Source organism: Desulfosporosinus sp. Tol-M2 (assembly GCF_059735615.1).
This window is the reverse complement of record NZ_JCAIJG010000132.1, coordinates 1-19,763: the sequence shown is the minus strand read 5'-3', so window position 1 is coordinate 19,763 and position 19,763 is coordinate 1. Positions and strand designations below refer to the sequence as shown.

At 42.7% G+C, this 19,763-nt stretch carries 17 protein-coding genes and 1 pseudogene; 8 read left to right on the top strand and 10 right to left on the bottom strand.

The window, feature by feature from the left end; all coding sequences use genetic code 11:
- Positions 1–290: 290 nt before the first annotated feature.
- The 6 genes from AC6I5A_RS10715 to AC6I5A_RS10690 all read left to right on the top strand — a co-directional run bounded on the left by AC6I5A_RS10715 (position 291) and on the right by AC6I5A_RS10690 (position 4,728).
- Positions 291–467, top strand: a complete 177-nt coding sequence (locus AC6I5A_RS10715) for a hypothetical protein (protein WP_497900667.1) — start codon at positions 291–293, stop codon at positions 465–467.
- Complete coding sequence (locus AC6I5A_RS10710; protein ID WP_034615535.1) at positions 451–768, top strand: hypothetical protein; 318 nt, start codon at positions 451–453, stop codon at positions 766–768. The genes AC6I5A_RS10715 and AC6I5A_RS10710 overlap by 17 nt, the downstream gene beginning before the upstream one ends.
- The gene (locus AC6I5A_RS10705) at positions 765–1,907 is read left to right on the top strand and encodes a DUF2800 domain-containing protein (protein ID WP_034615532.1); all 1,143 of its coding nucleotides are present in this window, start codon (positions 765–767) and stop codon (positions 1,905–1,907) included. Before AC6I5A_RS10710 ends, AC6I5A_RS10705 begins: the two co-directional genes overlap by 4 nt.
- Positions 1,904–2,467 (top strand): DUF2815 family protein, encoded by a 564-nt coding sequence (locus AC6I5A_RS10700; protein ID WP_034615529.1) that lies wholly within the window; start codon positions 1,904–1,906, stop codon positions 2,465–2,467. The genes AC6I5A_RS10705 and AC6I5A_RS10700 overlap by 4 nt, the downstream gene beginning before the upstream one ends.
- A 69-nt stretch (positions 2,468–2,536) precedes the next feature.
- On the top strand, positions 2,537–2,680 hold the full coding sequence (locus tag AC6I5A_RS10695) for a hypothetical protein (RefSeq protein ID WP_497900666.1): 144 nt from the start codon (positions 2,537–2,539) through the stop codon (positions 2,678–2,680).
- A 65-nt stretch (positions 2,681–2,745) separates the two neighbouring features.
- Positions 2,746–4,728 carry a DNA polymerase gene (locus tag AC6I5A_RS10690; protein ID WP_497900670.1) on the top strand — a complete coding sequence of 661 codons (1,983 nt, stop codon included), beginning with the start codon at positions 2,746–2,748 and terminating at the stop codon, positions 4,726–4,728.
- Between the two features lie 205 nt (positions 4,729–4,933).
- Here AC6I5A_RS10690 and AC6I5A_RS10685 read toward each other — a convergent pair whose 3' ends face one another.
- Together AC6I5A_RS10685 and AC6I5A_RS10680 are read right to left on the bottom strand one after the other, a co-directional pair.
- Positions 4,934–5,860 carry a site-specific integrase gene (locus tag AC6I5A_RS10685; RefSeq protein ID WP_034615524.1) on the bottom strand — a complete coding sequence of 309 codons (927 nt, stop codon included), beginning with the start codon at positions 5,858–5,860 and terminating at the stop codon, positions 4,934–4,936.
- Between the two features lie 5 nt (positions 5,861–5,865).
- Positions 5,866–6,396: a restriction endonuclease subunit S gene (locus AC6I5A_RS10680; RefSeq protein ID WP_497900669.1), complete on the bottom strand. Its 531-nt coding sequence runs from the start codon at positions 6,394–6,396 to the stop codon at positions 5,866–5,868.
- A gap of 49 nt (positions 6,397–6,445) precedes the next feature.
- Here AC6I5A_RS10680 and AC6I5A_RS10675 point away from each other — a divergent pair.
- Positions 6,446–6,982 (top strand): annotated as a pseudogene (locus AC6I5A_RS10675) (restriction endonuclease subunit S); the annotation flags it as partial.
- A gap of 190 nt (positions 6,983–7,172) precedes the next feature.
- Here AC6I5A_RS10675 and AC6I5A_RS10670 read toward each other — a convergent pair.
- The 8 genes from AC6I5A_RS10670 to AC6I5A_RS10635 all read right to left on the bottom strand — a co-directional run bounded on the left by AC6I5A_RS10670 (position 7,173) and on the right by AC6I5A_RS10635 (position 18,388).
- The gene (locus AC6I5A_RS10670; protein WP_034615521.1) at positions 7,173–8,015 is read right to left on the bottom strand and encodes a GIY-YIG nuclease family protein; all 843 of its coding nucleotides are present in this window, start codon (positions 8,013–8,015) and stop codon (positions 7,173–7,175) included.
- A 99-nt stretch (positions 8,016–8,114) separates the two neighbouring features.
- On the bottom strand, positions 8,115–11,258 hold the full coding sequence (locus AC6I5A_RS10665) for a type I restriction endonuclease subunit R (protein WP_034615518.1): 3,144 nt from the start codon (positions 11,256–11,258) through the stop codon (positions 8,115–8,117).
- A gap of 17 nt (positions 11,259–11,275) precedes the next feature.
- Entirely contained in the window at positions 11,276–12,538 is a 1,263-nt protein-coding gene (locus tag AC6I5A_RS10660; RefSeq protein ID WP_034615517.1) for a restriction endonuclease subunit S, read from the bottom strand.
- Position 12,539: 1 nt separating this feature from the next.
- Positions 12,540–15,125 (bottom strand): type I restriction-modification system subunit M, encoded by a 2,586-nt coding sequence (locus tag AC6I5A_RS10655; protein WP_034615516.1) that lies wholly within the window; start codon positions 15,123–15,125, stop codon positions 12,540–12,542.
- 30 nt (positions 15,126–15,155) lie between these two features.
- On the bottom strand, positions 15,156–15,383 hold the full coding sequence (locus AC6I5A_RS10650) for a helix-turn-helix domain-containing protein (RefSeq protein WP_034615515.1): 228 nt from the start codon (positions 15,381–15,383) through the stop codon (positions 15,156–15,158).
- Positions 15,380–17,029: a DUF2326 domain-containing protein gene (locus AC6I5A_RS10645; RefSeq protein WP_034615514.1), complete on the bottom strand. Its 1,650-nt coding sequence runs from the start codon at positions 17,027–17,029 to the stop codon at positions 15,380–15,382. The genes AC6I5A_RS10650 and AC6I5A_RS10645 overlap by 4 nt, the downstream gene beginning before the upstream one ends.
- A complete protein-coding gene (locus AC6I5A_RS10640) occupies positions 17,014–17,244 on the bottom strand; it encodes an ABC-three component system middle component 7 (protein ID WP_034615513.1) in 231 nt (76 codons plus the stop codon). The genes AC6I5A_RS10645 and AC6I5A_RS10640 overlap by 16 nt, the downstream gene beginning before the upstream one ends.
- Positions 17,228–18,388, bottom strand: a complete 1,161-nt coding sequence (locus AC6I5A_RS10635; RefSeq protein ID WP_034615512.1) for an ABC-three component system protein — start codon at positions 18,386–18,388, stop codon at positions 17,228–17,230. Before AC6I5A_RS10635 ends, AC6I5A_RS10640 begins: the two co-directional genes overlap by 17 nt.
- A 494-nt stretch (positions 18,389–18,882) precedes the next feature.
- On the opposite strand from AC6I5A_RS10635, the gene AC6I5A_RS10630 reads away from it, so the two are divergent.
- Positions 18,883–19,464 (top strand): hypothetical protein, encoded by a 582-nt coding sequence (locus AC6I5A_RS10630; protein WP_052168026.1) that lies wholly within the window; start codon positions 18,883–18,885, stop codon positions 19,462–19,464.
- Positions 19,465–19,763: the final 299 nt, after the last annotated feature.

Below are 19,763 nucleotides of genomic sequence, written 5' to 3'. Positions count from 1 at the left end.
AAAGATTCGAGCGGCATAAAAGTCCCTCTAACAGTCCCAGGACAGAAACCGTCACTTTGAACGAACTTTTTATATTTAATTTTTCCTTCTTTATAAAAGCGACAGCAGACATAAAAATCTGCTGTCTTTTTTTTTCGTTCATTTCTGTTCTAAGTGTCCTGGGACTAGTGAAGGACATGAAAAATGTGTGGTCTGAAAAATTCTTAGAAAGATTATTCGTTCAAACCACATAAAACTGTCCTGGGACTATTAGAGAGGTAGCAAATCCTCTCGGGAAGGGAGGTAACAACATGCAGACACAGACACATGCAGAGGCTTCAAAAGACCAGCAGCTTGATGAAGAGCTCGCTGACACCCTCACCGCCATCAGCGTTGTATCCAAGAGACTGGCCCAGAAAATCAAGGCCTTGTCTGCAAAGGAACAAGAAAAAAAGGAAGGAGGTACTCCAAATGAGCAAGATGAGTGAACTGAGTCAGGTGCTGTCTGAACTCAAGGATTGCGGACAAACCCTCATGAACATTGCGGACTCGCTTACTGAGCTTTTCTCTAGTACATCGGCCGTGCACGAAACGCCCGCGCCACCGACAGAGGAACCGAAACCGGCGTATTCGTTTGTAGAGGTTCGGAAGAAGTTTGCAGAAATGTCCAGAGCCGGACACACAGACGCGCTTAAGGATCTGTTGAAAAAACACGGTGCAGACAAGCTCTCCAGCGTAGACCCGTCACAGTATGCCGCATTGCTTGCGGATGCGGAGGCAATTCAATGAGTGTAAAACACGCACTGCTTTCCGCATCGTCGGCACACAGATGGATCGCGTGTCCACCATCAGCTCTGCTTAGTAAGAAGTTCGAAGATTCTTCCAGCAGCTTTGCGCAGGAAGGCACCGATGCCCACACCCTTGCGCAGTATAAGCTTGAAAAATTGCTGGGACTTCAAACGAAGGACCCGACTGAATCGCTAAGCTTTTACGATGAGGAAATGAACGATCACGCGGAAAATTATGCATCCTTTGTGCTGGAACAGGTTGAAAAAGCAAAGGAAGCCTGCGCTGATCCTCAGGTACTTATTGAGCAGAAGCTCGATTTCTCAAGGTATGTCCCAGAAGGGTTTGGTCATGTGGACTGTTTGATTATCGCCGACGGCACCCTGATCGTAATTGACTATAAATACGGACTTGGGATCAAGGTTTCATCGGAAAGAAATCCACAAATGTTCTGCTATGCGCTTGGGGGCTTAGCCCTGTTCGATGGGATCTACGACATCGACAATGTCCGCCTGGTCATCTATCAACCACGTAGAGAAAACATCAGCGAGTACAGCATCTCTAAAAGCGAACTCATTCAGTGGGCTGGGGATGTCTTGTCTCCTACAGCGCAACTTGCCAGCAAGGGCGAGGGCGAATACAAAGCAGGCGAGCATTGTCAGTTCTGTAAGGCCAAAGCAACTTGTAGAAAGCGTGCCGAATACAACCTGGAACTTGCAAAGTACGACTTCGAGGTGCCGGCCACGCTCGATCACAATGAGATCGCAGCCATCCTGACAAAAGCAGATGAACTGGTTTCCTGGGTAAGCGATGTCAAGGAATATGCCCTGAAGGAAGCGCTAAACGGTATCAAGTTTGAAGGTTTCAAATTAGTCGCCGGTCGGTCCAATAGGAAATACACCGACGAAACTGCCGCAGCTGATCTCGTTATTGCAGCCGGTAAAGACCCATTCGAGAAGAAGTTACTCGGCATAACTGCTATGACAGCACTTCTCGGAAAAAAGGCATTTGAAGATATTCTTGGTGGTCTAACCTATAAGCCGCCTGGAAAACCGGTCCTTGTTACCGTTGATGACAAGAGGCCTGAATTTAACTCAGCATATGAAGATTTTGATGAAAATCAAGGAGGAAATAAATCATGACAAAAACAGTTAACCCGTTGAAAGTAGTGACTGGTCCCTATACCCGCTGGAGCTATGTGAATGCGTGGGAGCCTAAATCCATCAATGGCGGCACGCCCAAGTACAGTGTGTCTCTCATTATTCCTAAGACCGACACCAAGACCATCCAGAAAATTAAAGCTGCAATAGAAGCAGCCTACCACGAAGGTGAAAGCAAGCTCAAAGGAAATGGTCGTTCTGTACCGCCTCTTACAACCCTTAAGACCCCGCTTCGTGACGGCGATTCGGAACGTCCTGATGATCCCGTTTACGCCAACGCATACTTTGTAAATGCCAACAACAGCTCCGCTCCTGGCATCGTAGACGCCGACCGTCAGCCCATCCTCGAGCGATCTGAGATTTATTCCGGTGTTTATGGTCGGGCCAGTGTGAACTTCTACGCATTCAACACCAATGGAAATAAAGGTATCGCTTGTTCCCTTAATAACCTTCAGAAGATCCGTGATGGCGAACCTCTTGGCGGTAAGTCAAACGCTGAAGATGACTTTGCTACTGAGGATGACGACGATTTTCTTTCCTAACAGATAACGGTCAATCGGGGTGGTAGAAACCCTACCACCCTAGACAAACAAAGAAATGAGGTAAATCAAATGGAAACTATTCTTGTTATTGAACTGATTACGTTGTATGGCATATTTATCGTCGGAGCCCTTTTCTGGGTCGTAAGTGAAATTACGAACGTAATCAAGAAACGCAAAAAAGCGAAGAACTTTGATCCACTCGATAAGTTTTAATCGCTTGGGCGGTGGCACTTCTGCTGCCGCCCTTATTTTTTTGAAAGGAGGATCTTATGGAAGATATAAAAGCACTGTCACTTGACCTCGAAACCTACTCAGATGTGGACCTTAACAAGTGCGGTGTTTATCGCTATGCTGAATCTCCGCACTTTGAAGTGCTCTTGTTTGGCTACGCAGTGAATGGCGGCAAGGTCCACGTTATTGATTTAGCTTTAGGCGAGAAAATACCGGAAGAGATCGTGAACGCACTAACCGACGATGCCATAACAAAATGGGCCTTTAACGCTTCCTTCGAGCGGATCTGTTTATCTTATTGGCTTCGCAGGCACCACCCAGATAAGTTTTGCAGCTACAGCATACCGGAGGACACTGTTGGAGCGTATCTTGATCCCTCTTCGTGGCGCTGCAGCATGATATGGTCTGCCTATATGGGCTTACCGTTTTCGCTTGATGGTGTAGGTACCGTTCTGAAACTCGGTGAACAAAAGCTAAAAGAAGGTAAAGACCTCATTCGCTACTTCTGTGTTCCATGTAAGCCTACCAACGTCAATGGTGGCCGTACGCGAAATTTGCCTGAACACGATATCGCCAAATGGTCCTTATTTAAGAAATACAATATCCGAGATGTCGAAGTGGAACAGGCACTGAAGAAGCGCTTAGAAAGCTATCCGGTACCTGAGTTTATTTGGGATGAATACCATTTGGATCAGGAGATTAACGACAGAGGTATTCTGCTTGATATGGGCGTCGTTAAAAATGCCATCATCATCGATGAGAAATCCAAAGAAGAACTCACTGCCGCCATGAAAGAACTGACCAACCTTGATAATCCAAACAGCGTTATGCAGGTAAAACAGTGGCTTTCGGATAGCGGAATAGAGACCGAGTCCCTTGGCAAAAAGAATGTCGCAGCCCTTATTAAGACGGTACCGGAGGATCAACGTGATGTGCTTCTACTGCGCCAGCAGCTTGCAAAAAGCAGCATAAAAAAATACCAGGCTATGCAGAACACAGTCTGCGCAGATGGCCGGGCTCGCGGTATGTTCCAATATTATGGCGCATCACGCTCTGGGCGTTGGGCAGGTAGGCATATACAATTGCAGAACCTTCCTCAGAACCATCTCCCTGATTTGGAAGATGCACGGTCCCTTGTTAAGCTAGGAGATTATGATGCTGTAAAACTTCTTTATGATGATGTGCCGGATACCCTCTCTCAGCTTATCCGCACCGCTTTTATTCCTAAGCCAGGACACAAATTTATTGTGTGCGACTTCAGTGCTATCGAAGCTAGGGTTCTATCCTTTTTAGCCGGAGAGCAATGGAGATTAGATGTATTTGAAAACAATGGTGATATCTACTGCGCTTCTGCTTCTTCTATGTTCCATGTACCGGTTGAGAAGCATGGTGTAAACAGCCATCTCCGCCAAAAAGGTAAAATCGCAGAATTGGCACTTGGATATGGCGGCAGCACTGGAGCCCTCAAGGCTATGGGTGCGCTGGAAATGGGCCTTACCGAAGATGAACTGCAGCCACTGGTTGATTCTTGGAGAGCTTCAAACCCCAACATCACGAAGCTTTGGTGGGATATCGACAGAACGGTTAAAGAGGCCGTTCGCTTACGAACGCATACTAAAACGCATGGCATTAAATTCTACTACCAAAAAGGAATGCTGTTCATTGAGCTTCCTTCTGGCAGGAGGCTTTCCTATGTAAAGCCTAAGATTGAACCAAACCAGTTTGGTGGTGAGTCTGTTACCTACGAAGGCACCGGCAACACGAAAAAGTGGGAACGCATCGTAAGTTATGGTCCGAAATTTACGGAAAATATTGTGCAGGCAATCAGCCGAGATATCCTGGCCTACGCTATGAATACACTCCGCCATTGCTTTATTTGTGGTCATGTTCACGACGAAATAATTATTGAGTCCAGCATGGGAGTTTCCCTTGAAACCGTTTGTGAGCAGATGGGAAGGACACCACCTTGGATCAAAGGATTGGCACTTAGAGCCGACGGTTATGAAACGATGTTTTATAAGAAAGATTAAAAAAGAAGACGGTACTGAATTTTACATCAGCACCGTCTTCTTTTGCGTTCTAGATATAGTTTCCCAGCCGCTTTTTTAAGGATGTCAGAGGAGTAATAAAACGTTTAGTAAGAATTGAAGGTTGATGTATTGCAATTTCAGACAAAAAAATAAAAAAAGATGGCTATTTGCCATCCCTCAATCAGCGTAATCCACTTTTAATCTTTTATGAAAGTCCTGCAAGCAATCGCATTACCAAGTCCACATCCTTATTTTCGAGTTCTTGGATGATATGTAAGTACGTCTTTTGCGTTGTGTTAATGCTTGAATGTCCTAGTCTTCTTGCCACGCTGGCAGTCGATACACCCGTATACAACATAAGTGATGCGTGCGTATGTCTCAGTCCATGAATGGATATCACAGGTATTTTACACTGCTTACTTAAACGTCCTAGCTTATCGTTGACGGTTGAATTGTACACCTTACCATCCACGAATATGGGTTTGTCTTGTGGTAATTCTTTTGTCAACTCTGAAAATCGAATCACGGTTTGCCAATCAATCTGTATTTTGCGTACCGAAGATCTATTCTTTGTTGGCAAAAACCCTCCATTCCCTTTATAGTCCCAAGTCTTGCTGATAGACACCAATTGATTTTTAAAATCGAAATCGGAAGGCGTTAACGCAAGTGTTTCCGAGAACCTCATACCAGTCTTTGCTGCCAGCAATATGAAGTAATCCCAATTGACCTTTTCTTTTAGATCCAGATATGAAATCAAAGTTTGAAGTTGAAACTGATTCAGATATTTCATTTTCTTGATTTGTGGTGGCTTACCTTTAATTATGGCTTTGCGTGTGGGGTCACGGTAGATGAGGCCTTCATCTACAGCATCAAGAATTGCACCCTTAAGCTGATGATGAAAATCCATTACCGTCTGCCTTTCATGGTGCTCGGCATACTCATTGAGTAATTGCTGATATAGAATCCGATCCAACTCCTCCGTTCGCAAATCAGGAACAAGCCTGACCAGCCATTTGTACGTCATCAAGTATTTATCCATAGTCACTCCTCTGATTGCACCTTTTTTGTATACATCGATCCATTTTGCATAGTAATCACAGAACAACTCCGCGTTATTAATTTCTTTTGGCATATTAATTACCTCCTTCTTTGCAAAAATGGCTTACGCTGATGAAGGGTGATAAGGTTGTCTATGTGAGCAAAATATTTAGATATTCGAACTTGCTCTGACTTTTCAGGCATCCTAATTTCTATTTCGCTAAAGGCAGGATACTTCATATTCCAGGTGTCTGATGTTATTCCTTGTGATCTTAATTGAAATGTATGTATCATTTCAGGCTTCTTAAACATAAAAGAAAAGAACAAAGAATCGACACCTTCATTAGGAACAACAACTGTGTAAGCAGGGCTTAAAATGCCACTGTATGGGGAATATCCGCTTGCTCCTTGCCACATTCTCATTGAGTTGTAAGCGATGTCACCAACTTCAACCTTTTTATAATGAGACTTATCTTCGCTGGAATTATCATGCCTTCCTAAATCCTCAAACCTCTTAATTCCAGAGTTGATTGTAACGGAAATCATGTCACCGATAGCCGAGCGCTCCTGTCTCTCATTAAAACATTCACCCAACTTACGCTGTTCCCAAGAGGGACTAGTGTTATTGATTTGAGAATTTTCCTGTTAATGTATTTGAACCACTAACACTTGGGAACAGCGTAAGTTAAAGGAACTAGTCCACTTCTCCAAAGGTTCCGGGTATTCTAAAGCAGATTTGAAAGAGGAAGGAACTCCCATTATTTTGTATGGCAGACTTTATACGAAGTATGAGACTGTAATCTCAAATGTGGATACCTTCGCAGACCCAAAACATAGTTCATTATTTAGTCGAGGGGGAGAGGTCATAGTACCCGCTTCTGGCGAAACAGCTGAAGATATATCAATCGCCTCAGTCGTTGAAAAATCAGGGATTATGCTTGGTGGTGACCTCAATGTGATCACACCAACGAAGAGTATTGATCCTACATTTTTAGCAATCAGCATATCTTTCGGAACGCCTCATAGAGATATGGCGAAAATGGCTCAGGGAAAATCCATTGTACATCTTCATAACTCTGACTTGGAGCAGATTGAACTATTTTATCCCAAGTTTGATGAACAGAAAATGATATCTAGCTATTTTAGACAGCTCGACAACCTTATCACCCTTCATCAGCGTAAGCCGCGAAAAACAAAAAGAGCCAACACCCTTTGACTCTTTCTCATACCAGATTTTTTAGAATAAAGTTATTTATTTTCAAACTCGTTGATATCAAATCCGCCGCTGAGGATAAATTCTTTGAGTGATTTTTCGTTTTTGATGCTCAGTCGGAAGGCTGGGAATCTTGTGCCCTCCGTCGATACAAAATATTTCTCATCCTTCAGAGGCTTTACACAGTATACAATTATTTGTCAGCTTCAATTTCTTTAAGCGAAACTCCCTTGATGTTCTTCCACTCTAAGTTTCCGTTTGCGCTACATCCACAAACAAATGCCGCGGCACCGGACGGAGAAGAAAAGAGAATATCTTCTGTGAGAACATTGTCCATGATTTTATCTGCGTTCTTTTTGCGTGCCTGCAGTATATAATCCGGGCAGCTTTTTGTTGTCTGCTCTGAAATCGAGCTTCCTTTTAGAACGACAAAGCCATCGCTGACTCGTTTTCCAGAAGCTTTAGCTATATTGCGGGTAGCATATAAAATTTCTTCATCGCTCGAGGCTGTTACGATTGGCTCAAACACTTTATGACCAAGAGTACCCATTACGATTTTTACATAATCAATAAATTCTTCGAGCTCACATTCTTTTTCCTCGGTGAGGTTTCCTGGATTTGGATCATTTCCATTTTTCACAGAATAGCGCTTTGCTTCTACTGCCATATTGCGGAACCGGTTTTCAAGATAGCTTATCTCCGTAGGGCCGAAAGAATTATTCGTCGTTGTAAACATGACGACCTCTGTCCAATATTCAATAGTGGTGTGTGGTTCCTGTACGCGAAGCAGAAGGCCCTTTCCGTTCTTTCGAATACCAGCCTGGCCAATATAAACAACAGGATTGTCATCCTTGTCGGTACCAAATAGAAAATAAACACCGCTTTGCTTCAAGATATCCATGTCCTTGCATTTGTCTAAAGCCGTCCTAGGAATCTTGTAAGCAATACCTGTCCAGTTACTCAAAGTACACTTCATGCGACCGCTTGGCTCACCATCCATTAAAAATAAATTTACACTTTTACCGCGCACTGCCATCTGGTTACCTCCTAACACTCTTACATCAGCGAAAGCATCAAACCACAAAATTCAAAAACCTGTTTGACTCTATCTCATCCCAGAAAATCTTGTCTATAGTTATTTGTTTTCACCTTCATTAATATCAAAGCCACCGCTGAGGATAAAGTCTTTGAGTAGCTTTTCGATTTTGATGCTCAGCCGGAAGGCTGGGACTTTTGTGCCCTCCGTCGATACAAAATATTCCGCGGCTTTCTCCCTGACCACTGTTTTCTTCAGGTCATCGAATCTTCCGTATTCATTGATGCTCGCTTCAGTAATACCGGCATTCATAAGGTTTTCCAGCTTTGGAATATCAACCCCCAGAGCATTAGCTAACTGGCGGACTTGCTCGTTTTTGGCGCGGAACTGGTATTCCGTGATGTAGTCTCTAAAGGGCTTGCCGTCCTCGATTTCAGCATTTCCACTTTGCACATCATGGATAAAGATGTTTGCATATTTCTGTTCTTCTTGGGTAAGGGTCGCAAAAGATTTATGTAGTTCGTCCAGAGTTGCCTGAAGCAGATCTTGGTCAACACCATCTTGACGCAACACTTTAAGATATTTCTCAAAACGCGAGTTCATGTAATTAGTATCAATTCTGCCAGTGTCGATAGCTACCAGATGCCCATCAATATCAAATGGGATGTCATCACTGCCTCCGTCACCTGCTGCTGTAAATAGCTCTTTGTAACGCAAAGCTAAGATCAGATAGGTGTTCTCGTCGAATATCATTTCCATGACTTTTTTCGGATTCTTAAAAGTATAGATTCGATTCTTCCAAGTGAACCCTTGAATCTTTGCTGCTTCCAGATAATCATTAAGGCTACTGAACAGCTTGGCAAACCTGCCGCACTCGTCTAAATCGTCTGGCAGGCGAGAAAAGTCCGAGATGCCAGCTGCAGTAAACAGAAGTGAAATATCTGCGAAGATTTGATTCATCTTCTCCAGATTGTAGTCCAGATGTTCCACAAACAATCCAAGTGGTCTATTGCCTGAGTATAGAGCTACCGCATTGTTTATATTTCTTTCCATAGTGTTTGGATACCGATAGTAGCGAATCGTTCCAAAAGGCTTATCCGGTCCAAACAGACGGTTAGTACGAGAAAACGCCTGAATGATGTTCTCGTATTTGAGAACCTTGTCCATATAAAGGGTGTTCACCCATTTGGAATCAAAGCCGGTGAGCATCTGATCAACAACAATCAATAGGTCAATTTGTTTTTCGGGGTTCCGTTCGATACGCTCATAAGGCTTTTTGTGTGCCAGGCGTGCTGCAATATCCTTTTTGAATTTCCCGTGAGTTGCTAAAGTAAAGTCCTGCTCATACCTTGCATTGTAATCTTCCAGAATCTCAACAAGGCCATCTTCCTTGAACTTCACACCACCGTTATTGTCGATATTTGGATCAAACAGTGCAGTAATTTTTAAATCAGGTTTTGAGTCTCTAAAGAGCCTGTAATACTCTATGGCTTCCGGAATACTACTCGTAGCAAAAATCGCATGAAACTTCGAGGCATGGCTTAATCGCAGCCAGTTATCCAAAATGTCCTGTATAACCATTTTCTGGTGTTCGGCACGCTCATACTGTTCTCTCGGCAGATAATCTTCAATCCCTTTGACGTATTTGCCACTCTTTTCACGGTATCCGGCCATTTTCACTTTGACAGTATCCATGTAGTAGTAATATTTTCTTGCTTTCTCCGGGTCTTTAATCGCTACTTCTTCCGTAGCAGCATTAGCCATCTTCAGTGACACCGCTTTTCGCAGATCAATGTCCCTATATGTCAGAACCCTATACGGGTCGAAGCCAAGCACATTCCCGTCACGAATACCATCAGCAATGCTATAGCGGTGTAGCTCATCGCCAAAGACGGTCGAAGTCGTATTCAGCTTTTTCTGGTTTTCCTTCTGGATAGGTGTGCCAGTAAATCCAAAAAAGACGGCACCAGGGAAGGTCTGTTTAACGGTGATCAACATATCACCAAACGTAGAGCGGTGTGCTTCATCCACGATGAAAACGACCCGCTTGGAGTTCATTGCCTCAATATCAGCAGCATTCAATCCACCTTCTTCATCCTTTATATTGCTCATCTTTTGAATGGATGTGACAATCAGTGTATCGGCAGGATTCTTGCTTTTTAACTTCGTGATGAGAGCATGGGTGTCCTCAGTCGCCTGTACCTCTTCGTTATCTTCCGCAAACGCGCGATACTCTCGAAGTGACTGCGTACCAAGCTCGATCCTGTCCATGAGGAAGATAACTTTATCGGCATCCTTCGAATTAGCTATGAGCTGGGCAGACTTAAAGCTCGTCATCGTTTTACCAGAGCCTGTTGTGTGCCAAATATAGCCCCCAAGCAGCTGCTTATCGGTCCAGTCAATCTTAGACACACGGTCAGAGATTGCGTTTGCCGCAAAATACTGATAACTGCGCATGACCTTAAGTACGCTATCCGAATCATCAGCAACCGTATAAAAACCGATCATCTGATGAGCCATAGGAATTGACAAAAGATAGGTCGCAATATCTCTCCATTTGTTGATGGGCTCGTTATTGAAATCAGCCCAATGGAAATAAAAGTCCTTATTAAAGACTCCATCAGGACCGGGGTTAGCAAAATACACCGTTTCATCCGGCTGCATCGCCACAAATATCTGCACCAAAGAAAAGATTCCTGTGAAGATACCCTCATCGGAGTACTTCTCAATCTGGTAATGAGCCTGACTCACAGGAATACCACTCTTTTTCAGTTCCAAATGAAACACCGGCATTCCGTTAATGAGTAGCATCAAATCGCCGCGACGGTCATTAAGAATTTTTGATTTAGATTTATATCTTGGTTGCTGGGCTATTTGATATCGACTCTGCCCAGCAGCTATTTCGCGGCGGTCATAAATCTTGAGACTCACTTCTTTCCCAAGATGGAAAGGATCATCCGGATTATCACGAGTAATTGAGACCGTCTTACCGTTAATAAAGCCATTGAGCTTTAAAGGAGTACGAAGAGCCAAAACTTGCTCTAGAATCTGCTGCATCTCCGTATCCGTCAAAGGTGCATCATTTAACCGATCTATACCGCGATTATTTTCGAACAGAATATCCGCCCAGTTCTTCAGCAAAGTATCTTCTGTCGGATATTTGAGAACGTGATTTTCCCAGCCTTTATTTTGTAAGGCCGCAATCATGGCTACTTCAAATTCTGCTTCAGTTTTAAATATCACAAGTTCACGCTCCTTTTTTATACAAACATCTTCTCAAGACAAGCTTTTTTGAGATTCTGCAATTTTTCATACTTACGCTGATGAAGGGTGATAAGGTTGTCCAACGAATCAAGAACTGTCCCAATTTTTCTTTGTTCTTCAACAGACGGAACAGGAATTTCAATTTTAAGGAAATCCGATTCGTGAATTCTCCATTGTCCGTAAATTACTCCTTGACGCCATTTAACCATTGCATTTATAAAATCTTTTCTAACCAACCGACGACCTAAGAAATCAGAGTCAGCTATTCCTGTTGGTTGAAAAATACTGTAAACAGGCGAAATTGAGGCTTTACCGTACTTGTTTAATCCTATTGAGCCTGTTTCAAGATTATTGGAGCTATAAATGAAATCACCAATTTCTGTTCTTTTATATGGTTTGTTTTCTGTGTCAGATACCAGTGAACTTCTATCATATCGTTCTCCTTTGGGAACAACACCCTCATTTGCAATAAAAGCCATAAGTGGATATTCATCGTTCATAGGAGCTTGTTCGTTGCGCTCGACAAGAAGTTCGCCAACCTTACGCTGTTCCCAAGCTTCAGTAAATCCGGCGAATCGAATTTCAGGAACGTTACTTCCGTTTTTTGGAAACATTTTTTCAAGCATAGCTTTTTTAACATTTTTTAGTTTCAAAAGCTTACGCTGATGAAGGGTGATAAGGTTGTCAAGGCTTTGAAAAATCTGTCCAATTTGTAGCTGTTCCTGTTCTGAATCCGGGTAAAATATGTCAGTGTTCTGTAGTGCTGATTTTGAAATAGATGAAATTTTTGTACCTTGTATCAAGGGTAATAACTGATCATGATAAGCCCTTGAATTCAAATAATATCCTAGATAACCTGATGCAAATGTCTTGTTAGGTCTACATGGAATCGTATGTAATCCTGATACAATACTAATACCATCTATGCCTTTGATTTCACTGCATTTCCCGACAGTTTCATCTTCTGCAGCATCAGCAATTATGACATCTCCATTTTGCAATAATGATGTGCTACTAACAGTAAATTCATTATTGGAAACAAACGGTATTTCCGCTTTTTCTACATCCAATATTTCGCCAAACTTTATTAGGACGTCACCATAATGAACATTTTTTACTAAGCCTTGCTCATAGTTTAAATCTGCTCTTGAAAGCGAATTGTTTTGTAAATAAATAAAGGTTTCAGAGAACTTACGCTGTTCCCAAGCGTCGGTGAAGCCTTTGAACCTAATCGCAGGTACTTTTGCTTTTTCAGGCATTTTACTCACCTCCCAACAGGGTTTTCAGTTCAGTCAGACCCTTAATATCCACATCCCTACCGGTGAGCTGTTCAATCATGGATGAGAGCGTTGCTTCTGTCTCCTCGATTTTTTCTTCCACATCGGCGAAGGTAATAGCGTATTTATCCGCAAGGGCCTGCACCTTGGCTGCGAGTTTGTCGAGGATAACTTCAGGCATCTGTCGTAATTCTACTATCAGAGGAGCGATCCATTTTAACTCCAGCAAAGAGTAGACTTGTTCGTCTACCAGGTTTTCAATGGTTTCTTTTGTGAGTAAGTGCAATTTTGCTGAATCAGTCTTAATGGCTTTCTTAAGTTCCTTTTCTTCATCGAGCAAGTACATCACAGTGATGATCTTACCTTCTGGGCTGTCTTCGGCGTAGTCTGCAGCATTGTGCCCCTTGAGCAGATCTTTAGCCATTTTAGTCAACGGGCTTGCTAGAAATGCGGTGTTATCATCATTCAAAACAACCGTCAAGTCTTCCTTTTCTTCTTCCGTCAGTGAATCAAGGACTTCTTGTTGCTCGGCAATAACCTGCGTGAGGCGCTCTTCTTTTTCTTTTAGGGCTGCTGTTTCCTCATTAAGCAGTGTTTCTTGCACTAGGTCAAATGGGATGATTCTGCCTAGCCAACCTTCTTGAACTTCAACATCATTTCCATTCTTTTTCTTTATAACCATATTAGGGTCAACTTGTTTGGTAGCTCCGAAACCTTCTGTTTGAACCATTTCTAAGTCAACGGCTATCTTGACCCACTCATCATTAAGGAGCTGATAGGCATTGTATTCATCCACCAGCGGCACAGTTGCTAAACGATTAAAAATTTCATCGCTAAGCTTTGTTTCTTCTTTGGAGATATTCAAAGTTTGCATTCCCTCTACAAGATCACTGTACAGCTCGGCATCAAAACCTTCGAAAGCCCTCGCGTAGTGTTCCTTGAAAGAGACTACGCTCGGATGGTTTTTGATAATGTCTTTTAGATTGCCATCTACGATATGTACATGTGCACCAAGGTCATTCGTAAACAAATCCGTTTTCAGCTCAGGCAAAGCCTGCCAATAAGCAGAAAGTTCTTCAATTTCCTTTTTTGGTATACCTCCAAACATTGAAGCGTAAATATCCCAGCTTTCAGGAGCCTCGGAAGAGTCCACATAGCGTGGTATGTTGAGATTGTATTCGTTCTTTCGAATCTCATCACGGCTGACCACACGAGCGAACTTTGACACATCTTTACGATCAGCTACCGTATCGGAGACTCGTTTTATATCCGATGCTTGAAGCATGTTATTTTTGCCGACCTTCGTAAAACCCTTTGATGCGTCGATGATCAGCACGTCAGTATTCTCACGTTTTTGTTTAAGCACCATGATAATGGTTGGTATGCCTGTGCCGAAAAAGATATTAGCCGGCAATCCAATGACGACATCGATATGATTGTTCTCGATCAGGTTCTTACGAATAGTACCTTCTTCGCCACCCCGGAATAAAACGCCATGCGGAAGAACGATGGTCATGATGCCATTTGGCTTTACATGATATAGGTCATGTAATAAAAAAGCATAGTCAGCCTTGCCTTTTGGCGCCAGACCAAAACGGGCATAACGTGGGTCAGTGTCTTTGCCTTCCGGGTCCCATTGTTGCGAATAGGGCGGATTGGAAACAACCGCATCCACATAAAGCGGGTTATAGCTGCCGACTGGGTCACTTTCGTCAAAATACGGCCAGTCGTCCTCTAAGGTATCTCCATTGCGCGTCGTGATGTTTGATGGCAAAATGCCACGCATGACCAGATTCATACGGGTCAGGTTATAGGTGTTCTGTTTAAGCTCTTGGGCGAAGTATTTGATGTTGTCATCATCATCAATGTGTTTGGCAACGCTGCGTCCAATATTTATTAGCAGGCTCCCTGAACCACTTGTCGGATCGTAGATCTGGATTTCTTTACGATCCTTCAGATGATCAGCGACTATTTCACTCATCAAAAGCGATACTTCATGCGGGGTGTAGAATTCACCGGCTTTCTTGCCTGCATTGGCTGCAAAGTTGGAAATAAGATACTCGTAAATAAATCCTAATACGTCATAGTCCTGTTTGCCGTCCATCGGGATGTCTTTAATTAACTGTATGAGATCACTGATGGCTTTCGTCTGTGAGCCTGAGCTTTCTCCTAGTTTGGACAGACCTGTTTGCAGGGTTTCAAAAATTCCGTCAAAAACTTTTTTGTAATTACTATCAATAAGACGGTTAAATGCAGACAGCGCGTCCCGCACATTGGAAACATCAAAGTCTTTTCCTATTGAAAGCCAAGTAGAAAGCAAGTCTTTATAGGCGATGAAATAACCGATATTACCTTGGATGTACTTGACAGTTTCTGTATCTTCTTCACTTAAGTGCTTGATCTCCTCATCTGTAGCGCCTTTGCTTTGCATGAAGCGAACTTCTTTATCCGATAGGAATTTATAAAAGATAAAGCCGAGAATATAATCCTTGTATTCATTGGCCTCTATTTTGGAACGCATCTTATTTGCAGATTCCCATATTTTTGTTGCTAGTTGCTGTTTATTCATTCATGTAACCTCACTTTCAAAATAAGAGAATCACTGTTTGGCGTTCTCGTCGTCTTCATCGTTAAAAGTCTCGAATAGATCTTCGACCTTACAGTCGAGTGCTGTTGCGATTTTCATCAGCACATCCATTCTCACTGGTTCGTTTTTGCCGAGCTTGGCGATGGAGTTTGAACTGATCTCGGCAGTATCTTTGAGGTCGACTTTCTTCATGTTTTTGTCGATGAGTATCTTCCAGAGTTTATTATATTGGATTCTCATTTTTCAGCATCCTTTCTGCTCCATTTCCAACCGAATAGCGCCTGTTCATCAGCATCCAATTTCAGCACGGTGTTTTCTTTAATTATTGACTGGGTCTCGACGTCATATTTACCTTCTCTGTCGAAGGCAATAAATATTTGTTTCTGCTTTTCTCTTGCATAGAGAGCTAGAATTTGCTCGATGGTTTCATCCGAAACGTTGGCAAAGAGAAGTGAGTCGTGCGCCAATGCAGGTAGTGCCGTGCTATTGAGTATGCTAAGATCATAAATCAGCATTCCTTTGAAATTCGTACCTGTTCCAGTATCTTTTGGCGTTTCAAAGGAGTAGCTATTGTATTCCTTAATTCCTAGAATCGGCGGATTATCTTTCCCTTGTGAGACAAAATCGCTGATTTCACTCATATGCCGATTGATAACTAATTCAACGATTTTCAGTACCGTTACCATCTGTGATTTAAGCCTGTCGCTTGCTCCCTTTTTCTCATTCTGCAATGTGTTACGAGTGTCGAAGGCTTCGTTTTCATCTTCCAATTTATGAATTCGACGGTCAAGTTGGGTATAAGCGGAGAGAAACTCTTGACTGAATGCCATTGATGGCCGGATTTCTTCTGCCTGTTTTTGCAGCCTATCTACCATCTGCTTTAGTGGTATCAATTCTTCTTTAAGCCTTGATTTTGCCGCTTCCAACTCGTCTTGAAGAATGGTCTGTATTTTATTGTGAAAACGTTCAATGTCAATGAGCTTTTGCAGGTTTGCTTCCGGAAAAAGCTCATGCAAACTCGTTAAGTCCGCTTCTGTCGGATAAATCCCTTGGCTCATATTGAGGTTGATAAGGTGTAAGTCGTTTTCTTTCTGGTTCATCAATCTGCGAGCATCCTGCATCTGTATCATTAATGCGTTTGCCTGATTAGCTTTTTCTACCTCTTCAGAGTTAACTGCCTGATTATTAGAAGTTTCTAGCTCTGCTTTATCCTGTTTTAACGAAGCGATAACAGAAATATTGTCTTCATATTTTTTTAGACCGTCGACAGCCGAAGGGATGAACTGGTATTTACGGGCTTCTCTAAACGCCGCGATTCTATCTTCAGCCAGCTTTAGTTGCTCTTCAAACGCCAGCACGGATTCATATTGATTAAAGAGTGCAATAAGAACATGAATTGCTAATTCTTGCGATTCTGTACCGCCACGCATTTGCAGTGGGCGTAACTCGTTATAGTTGTTCTTACCGTATATACGGAAGAAGCGACTGATGGTGTTTCTGAATTGAACACCAGCGAAATTCATGTGGTAATGCTCGCTAAGCCATTTGGTATAATCATCACTCTTAATAGTAGCTACTATGTTGTTGTTCTTATTCACTTGAAAAATATTGCCAGGTGTAGCCGTATGCCTTATGAAGTAGTATGGTTTTCCATCGAATTCGAACGTGAAATGAATGTTGTGGTTGCCGAGCTGTTTGACGGCATCGCTTTTAGCATAGGTATCCCCACCAAAGGCAAAATCAATAATGAGGAGCATCGTAGATTTCCCGATGGAATTCACGCCCGTTTTACCACCTAAAATGATATTAAGTCCTTTATCGAAGCGGATAGGCTTACGCGCCAGCCCGTTGACTCTGAATAGTTCGCAACTTATTTCTGTAAGCATCGCACAATCCTCCCTTCCACATCATTTAACTCAATTTCCTTAAGTGCATATAAACAGTCAAGCGCATCCAAAAGTTCCAATGGGCTTTTCGCAGTATTACCAAGGCTCACTAGAAGCTCGTGGGGCGTCTTCGGTTGATCTAATTCCCGTAATATGAGCGGCAGCTTCGATAGCACACTCTCGTTGTATGAAAAAAGTTTATTTGGTAGTAGCATCGAACACCTCACACGACTGAATAAAATAAGAAATTACAATGGAGCAGAATCTGATATCCTGCTTGGTGATACTTCTAAACCTCTCAGACAAGGCACTATATATCATCTCCGGGCTATTCTTTTTCTCCGCTAATTTTCTATAGGATTCTTTTATTTGTGCCCTTAGCAGGTCATCACTGAATTGCTTTCGTCGCACCAGGTCTTGCATCGTTTTTTCGATGAAGAGAAAATACCTTGCCACATGTCCCGTCACCTCATACACAAGGAAAGAATGCAGTTCCTCGTCAATTTTTTCCGTAACACTCACCGCATCATAGTTAAGTGCGAGAAGCTGACCGGGTTGTGCTTTGCTCAGATTCTCAATAACTTGGGCGATTCCTTTCTCGATGGCTACCTCGTCAAGGGTACGGCGTGTGCTACGAGCATCGCTTTGTAGCTTTTTAATTATCTGAAGCTCTTTCTCCTCAGACTTCGTATGGTTGAAAACATAGCGCTGGAAGCAATCATGACATGTTGCAATCAAGTTATCATATGACGACATCTTGCCTGCGTTGATACTTGCTATTTCATAATCATCAACTGCATGGTTCTTATCATCCACGACCTGTAAATGCCTGCCGCAGCCTGGCATCGAACAGGCGTGTCCACAGTCTTCAACTAATCCTGACCCATATAATCCTTTGGCTTTTGCCGATCTAGTTTTGGCTGAAGCCATTTTACGATCATTTTCTAATTCTGGATTAACAATAAATTCCAAGGACTGTTTGAATTGATCGAATAAGACCTCGCCAACATTCTCTTTATCTACATCGTCAACAAAAGGCTGAATGTCTTCAGCTAAAGATTCAAGAACCACGTCGGTACGCTCATTGAAATTATCATCATGATAAATCGATTCAATAAAATTCTCACTAGTTAATCTGCCAAGCATTGCCTTGGCCAGTTTTTTTGTCGGCCCCTGTGTATAGAACTTCCTCAAGGATGCATCCTTGTTGGATTGTTCTGACGAGGGGTCTTTTTTTGTTGACCAATCTTCTTCAGGTATATCGCACATCATCTGAATCAGATTGCGCATAAAATCAGGTACATCCGCATCCTTCATAAGATGCGGATGGATGGCGTGTACTAATTCAGTGAACAACATGCGGATATGCACCTCCTCAAAAAGTATCCAAAGTATCTCAGGGTATCCCAAAGTATCTAAATTCGAGATACCCCATTTTATAAACTAAAAGTGATCAAAGAGATTTTGATACATTTTACCATATAAAGCTCAATACTTCAATCAAAAATTGGCAAACGCCAATCTCTCGTTGATCAAACAGTAATACTCGATCTATGCAGGAAGAGGAAAGGAGAACTAAGTGATTAAACCTAGCTACAAAATCGCTTAGTCGCAGTCATTTTTCATTTTCGAAAACACCGTGACTCATCACCCCATAGGGCATCCCCTGATCAAGGATGATTCCAGACCTATCGGGTGAACAACTGAATAACTGCAGCCAGCCTACTGGAATAGCTGGTCGCCAATTCTGAAGCGGGAGTAATCCCATTCGGACGGTCGACTATGCCTTTTTTGGCTGGTGCACGTCATGTGAGCTCTCGCTTCGCTTTCAAAGCCGAAGGAGGGCTCATATTATGACAAATTCAGACAATCAGAAGTACTTCATCCCAATGGAAGTCACCAAAGAGACTATCAAAGATTTCAACTTAGATAGCTCACAGGTGGTGCCAGCAAAAATTGGAAACAAAATTGTGTCAGCCATCATGGTTCCGGCAACCAAAGAACAGTATGAGGCGTTCATGCAACCCCTGTGGGCGGAAATGAAGCGTGAAGAACGTAGCCGCCGCTGTACGGTTAGTGACGGTAAAGGTAAACTTAAACGTTGCGAATTGGACTGTAAGGCCTGCGAAAAAATGAAGGATGGAGCTCCGCTTTCGCTTGAGTCATTTTTCGAAGAAACAGAGCTTGAATTCGAGGACCCTGACGCGAATCAATGCGAAGCAATCCTAACTGCAATGCTCTTTGAAGACCTTCTCGAAAAGCTACGCAGCCAGGCGCCTGAGTTAGCACCAATCTTTGAAATGCTATATGACGGAGAGTCGCAACGAACCATAGCAACTATTATTGGTAAGCCACAGTCTTCATTAAACTACATGGTCAAGCGCATGGAGAAAATCATCCAACAACATATTAAAAGAGATGATTTTGCAAAATAAAAAACGAGGCGGTAGTTCCACAACAAGGGCTACCGCCTTAAAAGTATAACAACAGTTCCATAGCCTCAACCCTCCGCCAAAACAGCAGTTCTGTATACTCGCAGAGCGAAAAACAGTTCTATAGCCCCAACCTAACACTTCTTCTAAGGCCGACACTATTTATGAAAGATAAAAAGAAAGGTTTCCAGCTATCGGCGATTATTACCGAAAGTCTGGAAACCTCTGATATCAGGCCATTTAGGGCCTGTTATTTATCTTTTCGTGACATCAAGACAACAGTCTCAACGTGCTGCGTCCAA